Below are 14,379 nucleotides of genomic sequence, written 5' to 3'. Positions count from 1 at the left end.
TCGCCGAACGCGGTGCCCCACGGCACGACCTCGCCGTCGAAACGGGCGGCCATGGCGTCGGCGGCGCGGCGGGCCAGCGGACCTGCGGCGTCGGACTGGCCGAGCCGGTCACCGAGTGCCGCGCCGTACCAGAAGATCAGGCCTCGCGCGGCGGTGTCCGCGTCCACCCAGGTTTCCAGCTTGCGCGTCCAGGACTCGGCGAGCGCCCGCTCGGCGCGCAACCAGAGCAGGCCGGTCCAGCACCCGGCCGCCCACGAGCCGCGCCGGGTCGTGCGCCAGGTGCCCGACGGGTCCGCGTAGAGCGGGAACCGAGCACCCACGGCGTCCACAATGGACTCGATCACCGGCGCGCTCCCCGCCAGGCCACCAGCGCGGCGACGGCGAATTCGGCGGCGACGAGCGCCCAGCCCGCCGGATAGCCGCCCAGGTCCGCGAGCAGGCCGAAGCACGGTGGACCCAGTGCGAAGCCGCCGAAGAACCCGGCCGACACCAACGCCGAGTTCCGGCCGGTCTGGTCCGGTGTGGACATCGCCATCACGGCCATCATCGACACCGCGTTGGCCGCCACCGCGAACGCGCCGACGCCCAGCACACCGAGCCACGCCCAAGCCCAGCCGAACTGCCGCGCGGCCAGCAGCGCACCGGTCGCCGCGACCGCGCCCGCCGTCAGCGGGCCGAGGATCTTGGTGGGTGCGCGGCCGCCCGAGACCAGCCGTGACCAGCCGATCCGGCCCGCGATGCCGGTCACGCCCAGCGCGGCGACCAGCGCGCCCGCGGTCTGCGCTCCCCAGTGGAGTTCTTGCGTCGCGTAGAGGGCGGCGTAGGTGTTCACCGCGGCGATCCCGGCGCCCAGCGGGACGGAGAAGGCTAGCAGCCACCAGATCGCGGGCTCGGCGGTGAACGCGACGCGCAGTCCCGGGCGGCGGGCGGGCGCCGGATCCGCGGGCAGCCGGAGACTGGCCACAGTGGCTACTGCCGCGCAGGCCGCCGCGATGCCGACGGCGAGCCGCCAGTCCAGCCAGCTCGCCAGCCCGGCGAGCGGCAGTCCGGCGGCGAAGGCGCCGAGCTGCACCCCGGACTGCTTGACCCCGATCACCAGCGCGCGCCGGGGTGCGGGCACCGACCGGCCGATGATCTTGTTGGTCGCGGGGTTGGCCAGTGCCTGCGGAATCCCGCCCAGTGCGACGGTGAGCACCAGCACCAGGTAGTGCGGCGCCAGCGCGAACACGGTCAACGTCACCGTGCTGATGCCGAACAGCGCCGTCGCGCACCGCCGCGCGCCGAGCGCGTCGACGACCTGCCCGATCACCAGCGAGAGCACGGCCGCCACCCCGAAACCGGCCGTGACCAGCACACCGAGCATCGGCCGCCCGATGCCGAACTCGGCCACCAGCGCGGGTGCCAGCGCACCCAGCAGGAACAGCGGCAGCATCGAGAACGCCATCGCCGCGGTCAGCAGGACGGTCGTCGCCGCGGGCTGCCGGGAGGTCGTTTCGGTCACCATGCTCCTCATAGTCGGTTCGTCACCCTATTGAGTTCCGCTGAACTGCGGTGAACACGATCGTGGGAACCAGATGCCCGGTTCGGCCGACTCCTGGTGACATGACCCTGAGCGAACTGCTGGCCGCACCCCGGACCCGGCTCTACCGCGACCTCGTGCCGAACTCGTTGCGGCGCGCCTGGGCGGCGCAGGGCCGTTACCCGGGCGCCGACCTCTACACGCTGTTCGAACGCCACGCCAGGCGATGGCCGGACAGACCCGCGGTCGTCGACGCGGACGGCGAGATCGGCTACGGCGACTTCGACGTGGTGATCCGCAGGCTGGCCGCGGGGCTGGTGGCGCTCGGCGTCGAGCCGGGCGACGTGGTCTCCGTTCAGCTGCCCAACAGCAGGCTCAGCTGCGCGCTCGACTTCGCCGTGGCCGCGGTCGGCGCGACCCTGCTGCCGTTCCCGCTCGGCCGCGGCGACTGCGACATCGCGAGCCTGCTCGGCCGCTCCGGCGCGACGGTCGCGATCACCGCCACCTATTACGACGATTTCCCTTGCGCGGCAAGGACCTTCGAATTGACCGCCGAGTTTCCCCAGGTGCGCGCGGTCGTCGCCGTCGGCGGCAGCACGCCGCCCGGCTGTGTGCCGATGTCGCTGCTGCTGGCCGCCGATCCGAGCGCGTTCACACCCGTCCGGCCCGATCCGGACAGTGCCGCCCGCGTCCTGGTGTCCTCCGGCTCGGAAGCCGAGCCGAAGATGGTGGTGTACTCGCACAACGCGCTGGCGGGCGGGCGTGGCAGGTTCATCGCCGAGATCCGCGGTGACCGCGAGGAGTTCCGCGCGCTGTTCCTCATGCCGCTCGGCACGGCGTTCGGCAGCAACGCCACCCCGGCGACCATGGCGGCCAACGGCGGCACCATGCTCGTGCTGCCCCGCTTCGACGTCCACTCGGCACTGCGGGCGATCGGGCACGGCCGCCCGACGCATGTCTTCGGGGTGCCGACCATGATCCGCAAGCTGATGGACAGCAAGGAACTCGGGACCACCGATCTGTCCAGTGTGGACACCGTGGTGCTCGGCGGGTCGGCGCTCGACCCGCGCACCGCCGAGCTGGTCCGCGAGAAGCTCGGCGCCACGGTCATCAACGTCTACGGCTCGGCCGACGGCGTCAACTGCCACACGGCGCTCGACGATCCGTCCGGCAAGGGGCACACCGCGGGCCGCCCCAACCCGCAGGTCGCCGAGATCAAGGTCGTCGACGACGAACTGAGACCGGTGGCGACCGGCCAGGTCGGCGAAATCCTCGCGCGCGGCCCGATGACCCCGATGAGCTACCTCGGCGCGCCCGGCCTCGACGCGAAGTACCGCACGCCCGGCGGCTGGGTGCGGCTCGGCGACCTCGGCAGGATCGACGAGGACGGCTACCTGAGCGTCGTCGGCCGACGCAAGGACGTGATCATCCGTGGTGGCAAGAACATCAGCCCCGCCGAGGTCGAGGCCTTGCTGCAACGCCATCCCGGTGTGCGCGACGTCGCCTGCGTCGCCGTGCCCGACCCGGTCTTCGGCGACCGGATGTGCGCCTGTGTCGCGGGCGAAGCCGGTCTGACGCTGGACGACCTCACACGTTTCCTTGTGCGGCAAGGACTTGAGCCGTACAAGCTGCCAGAGCGGCTGCTGCTGCGCGAGGCGCTGCCGGTCGGCCCCGCTGGCAAGGTCGACCGGCTCGCGCTGCGTCAGCTCGCCGTCAACCCTTCAGCGCTTTGACGATCTCGTCGGTGTTGGTGCGGTAGACGCCGAGCAGGTCGTAGTCGGCGCCGGGGTAGTTGATGATCTTGACCTGCTTGACCGAGGAGCCGGGCATGACCTCGCCGGTCGACATGTGCGCGTTGTCCAGCACGAGATCCGGCTTCTTGGCGGTCAGCTCGGCCAGCTGCGACGGCGTCACCGGCGCGGGCCCGTACGTGCCGACCACGTCCGCGCCGGCCAGCTTCGCCGCGTAGGTGACGAAAACCTGGGCGACGACCTTGGGCTGCTTGCCCGCGGTCGCCTCCTTGAGCTTCGCCTTCGACTCCTCGACGGCCTTGTCGTACCCGGCGAGCCAGTCCTTCGCCGCGGCCGTGGTGCCGAGCTTCTCCGCCAGCTTGGTCACCTCGGCGTGCACGGCTTCGGGACTGTTGTCCAGGTTGAGCTGCATGGTCTTGGCCTGGCTGCCGCTGGCTTCCTTGAGCTTGCCCGCGAAACCCTCGAACTCGGCGTAGAGCACGAGATCGGCCGAAGCGACGGCGGCGAGGTCGGACGGCTTCGGGTCGTAGTCGGCGCCGTGCGCGACCGACGGCGGCACGATCACGGTGATGTCCTTGGCGCCCGCGGCCTTGGCGAAAGCGGCCTCCCAGGTGGACGCCGCGACCACCTTCAAGCCCTGCTTGCCTGCCGCGTCCGGCTGTGCCGCCTGCGGCGTTCCGCAGGCGGCCGCCAGCAGCAGCACGCCAGCCAGCGCGGTGACCCGAATTCCCGTGACGGCCATCAGTCGATCTCCTTCTCCACAGTCAACGCGGCATGAGCCACGGCCAAGGAGTCGGACATCGAGCCGGGAAAGTTCCCGGCGGTCACATCGCGTTGTTGTTCTCTTCCTGCGCACGCAGCAGGTCCTCGCGTCCGCGTGAGACACGCGAGCGCACGGTCCCGACCGGGCAGCCGCAGATCTCGGCGACCTCGGCGTAGGACAGGCCCAGCACCTGGGTGAGCACGATCGCCTCACGCCGGTCTTCGTCGAGGCCGCGTAGCATCAGGCCTAGTTCGACCATGTCCTCGAAGCCCGCGGACTGACCCGCCCGCGTCGCTTGGTCTTCCATCGCGCGTTGCCAGTCGACCCCGCCGAACACCTTGGGCCTGGCGGAGGCGGAGCGGATCTGGTCGACCACGACCCGCCGCGCGATCGAGAGCAGCCACGTCCGGGAGGACGCGCGGCCCGCGAACCGCGGCAGCGAACCGAACGCGCGCAGGTAGGTCTCCTGGGTCAGGTCGTCGGCCGCCGCGGGGTTCACGCTGTGCGCGAGGAAACGCCAGACGTCGGCCTGGGTGCCGCGCACCCACGCCTCCAGCGCTCGCCGGTCACCCTTGCCCGCGGCGAGCGCGAGTTCGGTGTTCCGCTCATCGTCGTCACGCGCTCGGCTCACAGGCACGCGCCACACCGTAATACATCGAAGGCCCGGGAACTTCGAAGACCGCAAGGACGACTATGTCTCTGTGAGCTGCGAGATCTTCCGTGAAGCGCTGTCGGCCAGGATCGACTCCGAGCAGGGGCCACTGCCCGACGACCAGGTCGACCGGCATCTGGCGACCTGTCAGGCCTGCCGCGGCTGGTTCGACCAGAGCAGGCTGCTGCGCCGGTCGATGCTCGTCCGCAGCGCGCCCGAAGTTCCGGATCTCACCGCGCTCATCCTCGAGAACTCGCCGCCGCCGCCCCGCGAGAAATGGGGCCTGCGCGTGGCGCTCGGCGTCGTGGGGCTGGTGCAGTGCGGGCTCGCGTTCGCCCAGCTGCTCGGCGTCGAAACCGGCACTCACGGCGGCCACGGCGACGCGGCGGCCGGTCACCTGCTCAACGAGGGCGCCGCGTGGAACCTCGCGATCGGCATCGGGCTGCTGTGGGCGGCGGTGCGCACCAAGGCGGCCGCCGGTCAGTTGCCGATGATCACCGGGTTCGTGCTGGTGCTCAGCGCGGTCTCGGCGAGCGACCTGCTCGGTGGCAGGGTCACCACGGCACGCCTGGTCACGCACGTCTTCCTGGTGATCGGGCTGGCGTTGCTGTTCGCGGTGTACCGCCAAGACCGCAAACACAGCCGACCTGGACCGCTCGTCGGCGACGCGCTCGGTACCGACGAGCAGATCGAGCTCACCGTCGACGGCTCGCTGGCGCTCGCACCCGAGGACGGCCACGACCGTCGCGCTCGGCGGCGCCCGACCGGCCACGCCGCTTGAGCCAGCACGGACCGGTCGTGAGTGGTACGGCCGGTTCTAACCGGCGAAAACACTCACGACCCCTTCTTCGTGGGCACGACGCCGCTGCTGTCCACTGTGGAGGATGGCGTGACGTTGGCCGTCGGCTGAACTGACCTGTCGGCGGGGAATGGGAAGGCGTAGAAACGGATCGCGACTTCCCGGGTTTTCGCCGACGGACGGTCGCGCAGCAGGCAGTAGCGGGTGAGCAGTTCGTTGTATTCGGCGGTGAAGTCCGCCAGTTCCGCGGCGGTGAGATGGGTGACCGCGCGTTCGCCCTGGCCCCAAGGCCCGAATTCGTCTCGGTGCTCGGCGGCCCAGCCGAGCAGGCGCAGTTCGCCCGCGTACTTCGCCGCCAAGTAGGCCGCGACCTTCGGCCGATCCGCCTCGTCGGTCTCGTCGAGCACGGGCAGCCGCAGCGATTGGCCCGCCATGCGCCACCGACCGTTCGCGCACTCGCGGATGTATCCACCTACGGCAAGTCGTCGCAGCCGTGCGTTCACTTCCTCGGGCGAGTGCCCGAGTGTGGTTGCGAGCGTGCTGGGCGTCGCGACGCCCAGCGTGCTCAGTTCACGGGTCAGCCGCTGATAGGACGGGTCGTTGTGCAGCTCGATGTCCTGCACGGTCAGGCTTCGGCTCGGCATCCCGCCGATGAGCAGCTGCCTGGCCCGCCAGGCGAGCACGACCGCGAGCGGAATCTCGACGAGAACCGCCATGGCGACGCTGACCAGGTGGTCCGGCGCGGACCAGTCGAGCACGACGTCGAACCAGGCGTCACAGCAGAGCAGCGCGGCCGTCGCGGCCAGCATCGGAACGGCGGCGCGTCGCCGTCGCAGCCCCAGCCAGGCCGCGACGGCGAAGCAGCAGACCAACGCGATGTCGAAGCCCACCCAGGCCGACCGCCATTGCTCGGTGCCGTGGCCGGCGGGCAGCGTGTAGGCCAGGTAGACCGTCCACGGCACCAGCAGCAGCGCGGCCGCGCCGAGCAGGGTGAGCAAGAGGCGTCGGATCATTCCAGCACGGTAGGTGAATCCGGGCCCAAGATCATCAGGGCTTTCCCTTAGTGGGCAGGGTGGGGGTGAGCAGGACGCCGAAGGTGCGCCCGCCGAACCCTTTCCGCGCGGTGCCCACGATCGTGCCGCTGTTGTTGATCGCGGTGGCGTTGATGATGTGGAAGCCGGTGCCGGGCGGGATGAGCGTGTTCAGGTCGGTCGCGACGCCGTCGCGGTAGACGTAGGCGCCGCCGTTGGGCAGTGCGCCGACGATGACGCCGCTGTCGTTGATCCCGGTGGCGGTGGAGTTGGCGATGGGGCCGGTGCCCGGGATGTTCAGGTCGAGCACTTTCCCTCCGACGAATTCGACAGCGCGCTGGGCGATGCCGTCGCCGCTGGGCGTGGTGTTGGAGACGCCCACGGCGACCCCGGCGGAGTTGACGGCGAGTGCTTCGGCGAAGTTGCCGCCTGGCAACACGCCGAGGTCGCGGACCTGCCCGTCCTGCCACGCGGCCGCCGACGTCGCCGACGCCGAGATCGCGGAGCTGCCCACCACCAAGCCGGAGTCGTTGACCGCGCGGGCACGGGCCTGCGCCCCGCCTGGCAGGAACGGCAGCCGGGTGATCTTGCCGCCGTTCACCGTCCAGGCGGTGACCTTGCTCGCCGAGTCGACGGTCCGCCCGGCGATCAGGCCGTTGTCGTTGATGCCAGTGGCTTCCACGTCGAAGAACGGCTGGGCCGGATCCACCCCGAGATCGACGCCGGTGGCACCGGCGGTGGGCCAGCGGGCGGCGCGGAGGATGTTCGGGCTGCCGGACGGGAAGATGTCCCCGACCACCTCGCCCTTGTCGTTGATCGCGTGAGCTTCGGTGAATTGGTGCGCGTTGCCCGGATCGGCCATTGTGGACAGGAATATCGGTGTGGTCGTGCCCGCTTTGATGACGAAGCCCGACTGCGACCCGCTCATGCCGATCCCGATGGCGTCGCCGTTGTCGTTGATTCCCGTGAACCGCTGCACCGAGTCCGGGGCGACGGTCAGCGTGTAGTGCGGGGTGGCCGCCACCGCGGTGGCGGAGCCTCCGATCAGTGCCATCGCCACCGCACCGGCGAGGCAGGCGTTCCGTGACCTTCGCGTTCTTCGTGACATGTGGTCGCTCCTCCCGCTAGCCGCAGTTGGGCGGCGCGAAGGGCAGGTCGACGAAGCCGTCGATGGTCTCACCGGTGTCCAACCGCTTGGCGTGTACCGACATGCGGTTGGCCTGGTTGTGCCTGGCCGGGTTCGGATGGACCTCCCTGATCCCGCCCGCCACGGAAATGTCGTCGGGGTTGCCGAAGAACCCGGCACCGTTGTCCGCGAAGGACACCGACCAGTGTTGCCCGGCCGCGGTGGCGATCTCGAACTCCTCGCCAGCGACCAACGGATTGCCGACCGGCCCGTCGTCGTCGTACTGGGACTTCAGTTTCCACGAAGTCCCCAGTGTGCCAAGGCCGTCGGTCTTCACCGCTGGGCCACAGCGCCGATTGCCGGCCTGTGCGACGCCACCACCCGTCACACTGCTGATGACGGCCAAGCCACTGAGGGCGACGGCGATCATGGCCATTGCTTTGCGCATCGAATGTGCTCCCATTCTGTCTGGATACCTACATGTGTTGATACGCAAGCGGGTTACATTTCCCGGATCGCTATGACGTGTAACCCCGGCGCCTATTACCCGAAGACGCAGAACGTCTCTATCGAGGGAGGATTTCCATGCGTTTGCTTTTTCAGGTAGCCGTGTTGGCCGTGGGTGCCGGTATGGCCGTGCCCAACGCGGCAGCCGCGCCCGCGCCGCAGTACCGGCTCGTGCTCGGCTCCGCGAAAACCTTGGAATACCGCGGGATCAACGCGCGCGGCGACATCATCGGGGTCGGTCTCGACCCGGCGCGCTTCGGGCGGGAGGAGGGGTTCGTCATCAAGGCCGGCACGACGACACCCATTTTCCTGGCCGACCCCGGCACGAACAACCAGAACGCCGTGCCGCGGTCCATCAACGACCAGGGCGTGGTGGTGGGGAACTACCAGCAGAACGTCGTGGTCCCCGGTGGGGCCGAGGAGATCACCCGCCCGGCGATCTGGCCGGGACCCGGCGGCGCCGGATCGGACCTCGGCGTGAACCCGACCGGGTCGGCCGACGCGTTCGGCATCAACGGGCAACAGCAGATCGTCGGCTGGCAGGCCGGCCCTGCCTCGATCACACCGTGGCAGCGCAACGGCACCACGGTGACCAACCTGCCGCCGCTCAACGGCTCCAACGACACCGAGGCGCTCGGCGAGAACAGCAACGGAGTGGTCGTCGGCGACGCCGCGGTCCCCGGCGGCACCCTGCCCGGCGGTGACCAAGTGGCACTGGAGTGGGTCAACGGAAAGCTCATTACGCTCGGCCAGCTCAATGGCGGAGCCTGGAGCGAGGCGCTGGCCATCAACACCGCGGGTCAGGCGGTGGGTTCGGCGTCGCCCGCCGGCAGCTCGCTCCTCGACTCCCACGCGGTGCTGTTCAGCGGTGGAAAGGCGATCGACCTGAACGTGCCGCGTGGCGTCAACCAGGGCACCGCGCACGCCACCGCGATCAACACCGGCGGGGTGATCGTCGGCGCCGACGCCGTGTTCCCCGACATATCGGGCGTCGGCAACGGTTTCGTGTACCGCGACGGCCACGCGACCGAGTTGAACTCGCTGGTCAAGCGGACCCCGAACGTGCGGCTGGGCGGCGCCACCGGCATCAACGACGCCGGTGACATCGTCGGCACCGCCGTGCTCACCGCGCCGGACGGAACGGTGTCGACCGTCGGCTACGAATTGCTGCTGACCTAGCTCGACTTCATCCACGCCCGGCCACGCACGAGGCAGCCGAAGAAGGGGTCGTGAGTGGTACGGCCGGTTCTAACCGGCCGTACCACTCACGACCCCACGCCGAGCCGACGATCACGCGAGTCGCCGAGGTCCGCTGGCTGGTCACGTCGTGCGCGTGGGCACGAAGACCTCCACCACGTCGCCGGATTCGCGCACCAGCAGGCGCGGCAGCGGGGGCAGCTCGATCGGCAACCGGTGGTGCAGCACCGCGCCGTCGACGGCGAACGCCGCGTTGTGGCACGGGCAGTCGAGCTGGCGGGCAGGCGCGTTGAGCTTGAGCTTGCAGCCCAGATGCGTGCACGCGCCCGACACGGCCCGGACCTGCCCGCCGGCGCGTTCGACGAATCCGGACACCGCGCCGGTGTCGAACGGCACCACGGCGCCTTCCGGCAGGTCCTTGGCGGCGACGACCGCGCGCCATTCGCCGCCGTCCGGCACGACCGTCGCGGCCTCGGGAGCACTCGGTTTCCCATCGCCGGTGAGGACGCGGTCCAACCCGACACCGAGTGCCACCGACGCCGCCGCGACCGTGGTCACCTCCACGAATCGACGCCGGCTCCCGCCACGCGGGGCCTCGTCGGCGTCATCGAGTTCGGCAGCAAGCCGCTGTCTCAGATCCTCGACGAAATCGTCGGACGCCGGTCCCCGGTCCGGGCCTGCGGCGCGCAGCAGGATCGCCGCGCGCGCCTGTGCCTGCTCGGCCGGGTCCGCGGCGAACGGGCGAGGGCGTCGCCCGCGGAGCAAATCCTTGACATAACGGCGAAGTCCGCGCATCACGCCTCCAACCGGCTCGCGACGGCCGCCGCTTGACGCAGCGCCCGATGCTGCAGGACCTTCGCATTGCCGACGGTCACGCCAAGCTCGGCGGCCGCTTCCTTGAGCGAACACGCCTCGAGGAACCGCAGCCGCAGCACGGCTCGATACCGGTCCGGCAGCTCCGCCAAGATCGCCTTCGCCTTCGCGGCCGATTCCGCGTCCACCGTCTCCGGCGTGAACTGCTCCACGACCCGTTCCACGTCGAGCGCGGTGACCTCCCTGCCCAGGGTGCGCCGCCAATGCCCGGCCAGCACCGTGCGCGCGGTCATCAGCAGATACGCCCGCACCTCACCCACGCTCGCCGACACACGCAACGGTTTCAGCGCCGTCATGAACACCTCCGCCGTCAGATCCTCGGCGTCCGGCCGGTTCCCGACCTTCGCGAACATCAAGCGGTACACCCGGTCCACGTTGTCGCGGTAGATCGCCTCCCAATTCGCGTACGCGTCCGCCGACACCGCGCGCAGGCGCTCATGCGCGACAGCATCCGACGGCTCGTCTTCACTTGGTCTTCGCCTGCTCCAAAACCGCTGCGCCGCCACCCGTCACCATCCGGCCTCCCGCACCCAGACCACTCCTTGCCACCATGGATAGGAGCACGGGTTACACGGTGAGCCCCGCACGGCCGAGCTCATTCCGGTGGCGCCGGAGCTGGCAGGTCGAAGACGGTCGTGCGGATGTCGGTGATGGCGGCGGGTCTCCCGCAGTGACCGTTCGATGCGGAGAAGCCGCTCGGTGACCTGGGTGTAGAGGTCGTCGGCGATGCGTTGACGGTCGGCGAGAACGGCGAGTTCGCGGTCGTGCCGCACGTCGCGGGTGTCTTGGAACGCGCGGACGGCTTGCTCGGCCAGGCGGGTGGCGAGCGTGACGTGGCCGGGTTGGAACGGCTCGCCGGTTCGGTCACGCAGGATGACCAGCACGCCCCAGATGGAGATGGGTGTGTGCAACGGGATCATGATCGCCGGCCCGAACTCGCCGTCGGGTTCGAGCAGCGCCGTGCGAGACAGGAACGTCTCGCGCACGAGTGGACTGTCGGCCGGTATTTCCCGCTGGTCCTCGAATCCCGCGGAGGTGACGACCACCATCCGGGCGTTCCGCTCCGAGGACTCGGGTCTCGCGAGGAACGCGTATCCGGCGTCGAGCAACTTTCTGGCGCGATCAGCGAGACCCCGCAGCACGTCGTCGGGCGCGGCGCCTGAGCGGAGGTCGTCGGCTATCCGGTCGCCACTGTCGCGCCACCATCTGTACGGCCGGGACTCGGTGGTGAGCCGGTGATGCTCGATGGCGATGCCCGCGGCCGCCGCGAGCGCCCTGACGACCGTGCCGTCGCTGTCGTCGAATGCCCGCCCGGTGACGCGGAGGCTGCCGGATTCGCGGTCGCGGGCCGGTATGGGGGCCGCGACAAAGGAGTCCACTGTGGTGTCGGGGGTGGAGAGACTCGGGTTCGCGGGTGGGTGCCGGGGTTCGATCGGCTGGTCCTTGGCCAGCATCATCTCGACGAAGTCGTGCCCGACCCGGGGCGAGGTGGTGTCGCGAGTGACCCGGACGAGTTCGGTGAGACGGTGCTCGGCGTCGTACAGGCCGAGTGAGCCGGTCGTCGCGCCGGTGAGCCGGAGTGCCGTCCCGGTGATGAGCCTCAGCAACTCTTCGAGTGGAAGCTCGGCGGTCGCCGAGCTGATGGCGCCGATCAGCCCGGTGATGAGCTTCCTCGGTTCACAGCCGGCCGTCGAGCCGTTGTCAGGCACGGTGTCGAGCGTTACACGAGATCCGCCCGCCCGACAGCGCCGTTCAGCGGCAATCCGATCTCCGTCAAGTGCCACACCTGCGCAGCGGGCCGCCGCAGCTGGGGCAGTGGGCGGCCGGGCGTAGCGTGGGGGAGTTGCGCAGGATGGCGAGTTCCAGCTCCCAGAGTTCGGCGCCGGGGTCGACACCGAGCGTTTCGGACAGATGGGCACGGGTACGCCGGTAGGCTTCGAGTGCCTGGCTCGCCTGGCCGCTGCGGTAGAGGGCGAGCATCAGCTGCCCGATCAGCCGCTCCCTGGTCGGATGTGCTTCCGCGAGGCTGGTCAGCTCGCCGAGCAGGTCGCGGTGACGGCCCAGCCGGAGCAGCGCGTCGAGGCGGTCCTCGACGGCGACCATCCGCTCCACTTCCAAGCCGCCGCACAGGGATTCCCTTGTCTCCGGCGAAGCGACGCCGGCGAGCGGCGAACCGTGCCACAGCTTCAGCGCCTGGTCGAATAGCTCGACCGCGCGCTCGTCGCTGTCGGCGTCGCGCGCGTGGCCGATGAGTGCCTGGAACAAATGCACGTCGATCCGCAGCGGGTCGCAGCGCAGCAGATACGCGGATCCGTGCGTTTCGACGGCAATGCCCGGAACGTCCCCGAGTACCGAGCGCAGCTGGGAAACACACACCCGGACAGCGTGGTTCGCCGTGCGGGGCGGGGAAACCGGCCAGACCGCGTCGACCAGCCGCTCGATCGGCACCGGCCGGTTGACCTCGAGCGCCAGCACCGCGAGTGCCAGCCGCTGCTGGCGCGGTCCCAGCGGTATCTCGTGCGCGCCCGATCGCGCGCTCACCTCGCCCAGTAAGCGGAACTCCATGGTCCGTCCCCTCTCGACCGGATCTGATCCGGATCTGACCGGAGTGCGTCATCGTTGCCGGGCAAGGTCGTCCGGCGGCGCTCCAGCTCGCGAGACTAAGCGAGCGAAGACAGGCGCCGTAACGGACTTTCGTGCACACAAGCAGGTGCCGTACGGGCACCCCGATTTACGTCCATTGTGGACGAACGAGGGAGAGAGGGGGTGCACCATGAAGAAGATCACTGTTCGCAAGGCCGGCTCCATCAGGCTGACCAGCCTGTCCTCGCCGTACCTCCCCTGCTGAGCGGGGTGACACGGTGACGGCCGGGACGGCCGGATCACACCTCGGCCGTCCCGGTTTCACCGGCCGCGCACACGATCCCCGGAGGATGTCATGGCGATTTCCACCAGCGGCGACACCGATCTCGACCGGCCGGTCGCGGTGCACCCGCTCACTTTTCTCGACGAGGGCGACGAAGTGACCGTCGGCAGGGCCGACATCGACGCCTACTGCGTGCTGCCGGCCGATGGCGCGGAATTGCTGCGCCGCCTGGCCGAAGGAATGTCTCCGCGCGCCGCTGCCGCGTGGTATGCGGACAACTACGGCGAACCGGTCGACGTGGTCGAATTCGTCGAGGCGATGCGGGAACTCGAATTCCTCGCCGAGGACGGGAAGGTCGCCGTCGACAGTGGACCGGTGCGCTGGCAGCGGCTGGGCGCCGCGGTGTTCTCGCCCGCGGCGTGGATCTGCTACGGCGCGCTGATCGTGGCCGCGGTCGTGGTGAGCGTCCGGGAACCGAGCCTGGCACCGCACTACCGGAACCTGTTCTTCACCGACTACATGCTGGTGCTGGAGCTCGGGCTGACACTCGGGCAGCTGCCGTTCATCATCTTCCACGAAGGCGCGCACGCGCTCGCCGGCCGTCGGCTCGGGTTGCGCACCAAGATGAGAATCGGCCGCAGGCTGTACTTCGTGGTCGTCGAGACCTCATTGGACGGACTGGTCACCGTGCCGCGCGCTCGGCGATACCTGCCGATGCTGGCCGGGATGTTCGCCGACGTGGTGGCGTGCGCGGTGCTGACACTGCTCGCCGCGCTGGTGCGCCACGACGGTGTCGAGCCGCAGTTCGGCCGGGTGTGCCTCGCGCTCGCGTTCGCGTGTGTGCTGCGCTTCGTCTGGCAGTTCTATTTGTACCTGCAGACCGACGTCTACCACGTGATCTCGACCGTGCTCGGCTGTGTGGACCTGCAGAAGACCGCACGCGAAATGATCTCGAACCGGATCGGCAGGCTGTTCGGCCGCGAACCGGTCGACGAGACGGCGTGGCATCACCGGGATCGTGCCGTCGCGCGCTGGTACTCATGGCTGCTCTTCGGCGGGTACGCGGTGCTGCTCGGCACGCTGGCGCTGGTCGGGCTGCCGTCGGCGATCCGGATCTTCGGCACCGTGTTCGGCAGGCTGGTCGCGGCCGACACCAGCGGCTGGACCGAGGTCGCCGACTCGATCGTCTTCCTGGCGCTGACGGTGGCGCAGTTCGCCGTCCCTGCGGTGCTGGCGCTGCGCGAACGCGCGCGGCGGAAGCGTTCGAAACTCACACACGTGATCGACTGACAAGG

The 14,379-nt window shown here is 69.8% G+C and carries 14 protein-coding genes; 4 read left to right on the top strand and 10 right to left on the bottom strand.

What is annotated here, in order from left to right; genetic code table 11:
• Positions 1-340: 340 nt before the first annotated feature.
• Positions 341-1,504 carry an MFS transporter gene (locus AB5J62_RS23075; RefSeq protein ID WP_370941996.1) on the bottom strand — a complete coding sequence of 388 codons (1,164 nt, stop codon included), beginning with the start codon at positions 1,502-1,504 and terminating at the stop codon, positions 341-343.
• A gap of 98 nt (positions 1,505-1,602) precedes the next feature.
• On the opposite strand from AB5J62_RS23075, the gene AB5J62_RS23070 reads away from it, so the two are divergent.
• Complete coding sequence (locus tag AB5J62_RS23070; protein ID WP_370941995.1) at positions 1,603-3,252, top strand: class I adenylate-forming enzyme family protein; 1,650 nt, start codon at positions 1,603-1,605, stop codon at positions 3,250-3,252.
• Here the strand turns inward: AB5J62_RS23070 and AB5J62_RS23065 are convergent.
• Both AB5J62_RS23065 and AB5J62_RS23060 read right to left on the bottom strand, forming a co-directional pair.
• Positions 3,233-4,012 (bottom strand): metal ABC transporter solute-binding protein, Zn/Mn family, encoded by a 780-nt coding sequence (locus AB5J62_RS23065; RefSeq protein WP_370941994.1) that lies wholly within the window; start codon positions 4,010-4,012, stop codon positions 3,233-3,235. The genes AB5J62_RS23070 and AB5J62_RS23065 overlap by 20 nt on opposite strands.
• Before the next feature lie 82 nt (positions 4,013-4,094).
• Entirely contained in the window at positions 4,095-4,664 is a 570-nt protein-coding gene (locus AB5J62_RS23060) for a sigma-70 family RNA polymerase sigma factor (protein ID WP_370950316.1), read from the bottom strand.
• A gap of 70 nt (positions 4,665-4,734) precedes the next feature.
• Here AB5J62_RS23060 and AB5J62_RS23055 point away from each other — a divergent pair, with 70 nt between their 5' ends.
• Entirely contained in the window at positions 4,735-5,466 is a 732-nt protein-coding gene (locus AB5J62_RS23055) for a zf-HC2 domain-containing protein (protein ID WP_370941993.1), read from the top strand.
• A gap of 53 nt (positions 5,467-5,519) precedes the next feature.
• Here the strand turns inward: AB5J62_RS23055 and AB5J62_RS23050 are convergent, their stop codons facing one another.
• Genes AB5J62_RS23050 through AB5J62_RS23040 form a run of 3 tightly spaced genes read right to left on the bottom strand, consistent with a single transcriptional unit; the run spans position 5,520 to position 8,089 of the window.
• On the bottom strand, positions 5,520-6,497 hold the full coding sequence (locus AB5J62_RS23050; RefSeq protein ID WP_370941992.1) for a hypothetical protein: 978 nt from the start codon (positions 6,495-6,497) through the stop codon (positions 5,520-5,522).
• A 34-nt stretch (positions 6,498-6,531) separates the two neighbouring features.
• Entirely contained in the window at positions 6,532-7,623 is a 1,092-nt protein-coding gene (locus AB5J62_RS23045) for a hypothetical protein (RefSeq protein ID WP_370941991.1), read from the bottom strand.
• 16 nt (positions 7,624-7,639) lie between these two features.
• The gene (locus AB5J62_RS23040) at positions 7,640-8,089 is read right to left on the bottom strand and encodes a hypothetical protein (protein WP_370941990.1); all 450 of its coding nucleotides are present in this window, start codon (positions 8,087-8,089) and stop codon (positions 7,640-7,642) included.
• 137 nt (positions 8,090-8,226) lie between these two features.
• Between AB5J62_RS23040 and AB5J62_RS23035 the strand changes: the two genes are divergently transcribed.
• Positions 8,227-9,327 carry a hypothetical protein gene (locus tag AB5J62_RS23035; RefSeq protein WP_370941989.1) on the top strand — a complete coding sequence of 367 codons (1,101 nt, stop codon included), beginning with the start codon at positions 8,227-8,229 and terminating at the stop codon, positions 9,325-9,327.
• Positions 9,328-9,468: 141 nt separating this feature from the next.
• On the opposite strand, the gene AB5J62_RS23030 is transcribed toward AB5J62_RS23035, so the two are convergent.
• The 4 genes from AB5J62_RS23030 to AB5J62_RS23015 form a co-directional block, all read right to left on the bottom strand.
• Positions 9,469-10,140, bottom strand: a complete 672-nt coding sequence (locus AB5J62_RS23030; protein WP_370941988.1) for a ubiquinol-cytochrome c reductase iron-sulfur subunit — start codon at positions 10,138-10,140, stop codon at positions 9,469-9,471.
• Complete coding sequence (locus AB5J62_RS23025) at positions 10,140-10,724, bottom strand: RNA polymerase sigma factor (protein ID WP_370941987.1); 585 nt, start codon at positions 10,722-10,724, stop codon at positions 10,140-10,142. Before AB5J62_RS23025 ends, AB5J62_RS23030 begins: the two co-directional genes overlap by 1 nt.
• A gap of 3 nt (positions 10,725-10,727) precedes the next feature.
• Positions 10,728-11,927 (bottom strand): GAF domain-containing protein, encoded by a 1,200-nt coding sequence (locus AB5J62_RS23020; protein ID WP_370941986.1) that lies wholly within the window; start codon positions 11,925-11,927, stop codon positions 10,728-10,730.
• Between the two features lie 64 nt (positions 11,928-11,991).
• On the bottom strand, positions 11,992-12,783 hold the full coding sequence (locus tag AB5J62_RS23015) for a BTAD domain-containing putative transcriptional regulator (RefSeq protein WP_370941985.1): 792 nt from the start codon (positions 12,781-12,783) through the stop codon (positions 11,992-11,994).
• 373 nt (positions 12,784-13,156) lie between these two features.
• Here AB5J62_RS23015 and AB5J62_RS23010 point away from each other — a divergent pair, with 373 nt between their 5' ends.
• Complete coding sequence (locus tag AB5J62_RS23010) at positions 13,157-14,374, top strand: hypothetical protein (protein WP_370941984.1); 1,218 nt, start codon at positions 13,157-13,159, stop codon at positions 14,372-14,374.
• Positions 14,375-14,379 lie beyond the last annotated feature (5 nt).

Source organism: Amycolatopsis sp. cg5 (genome assembly GCF_041346955.1).
Taxonomy (GTDB): Bacteria; Actinomycetota; Actinomycetes; order Mycobacteriales; family Pseudonocardiaceae; genus Amycolatopsis.
Note: the sequence above shows the minus strand (reverse complement) of the source record. Positions and strands in the feature narration are given on the sequence as shown.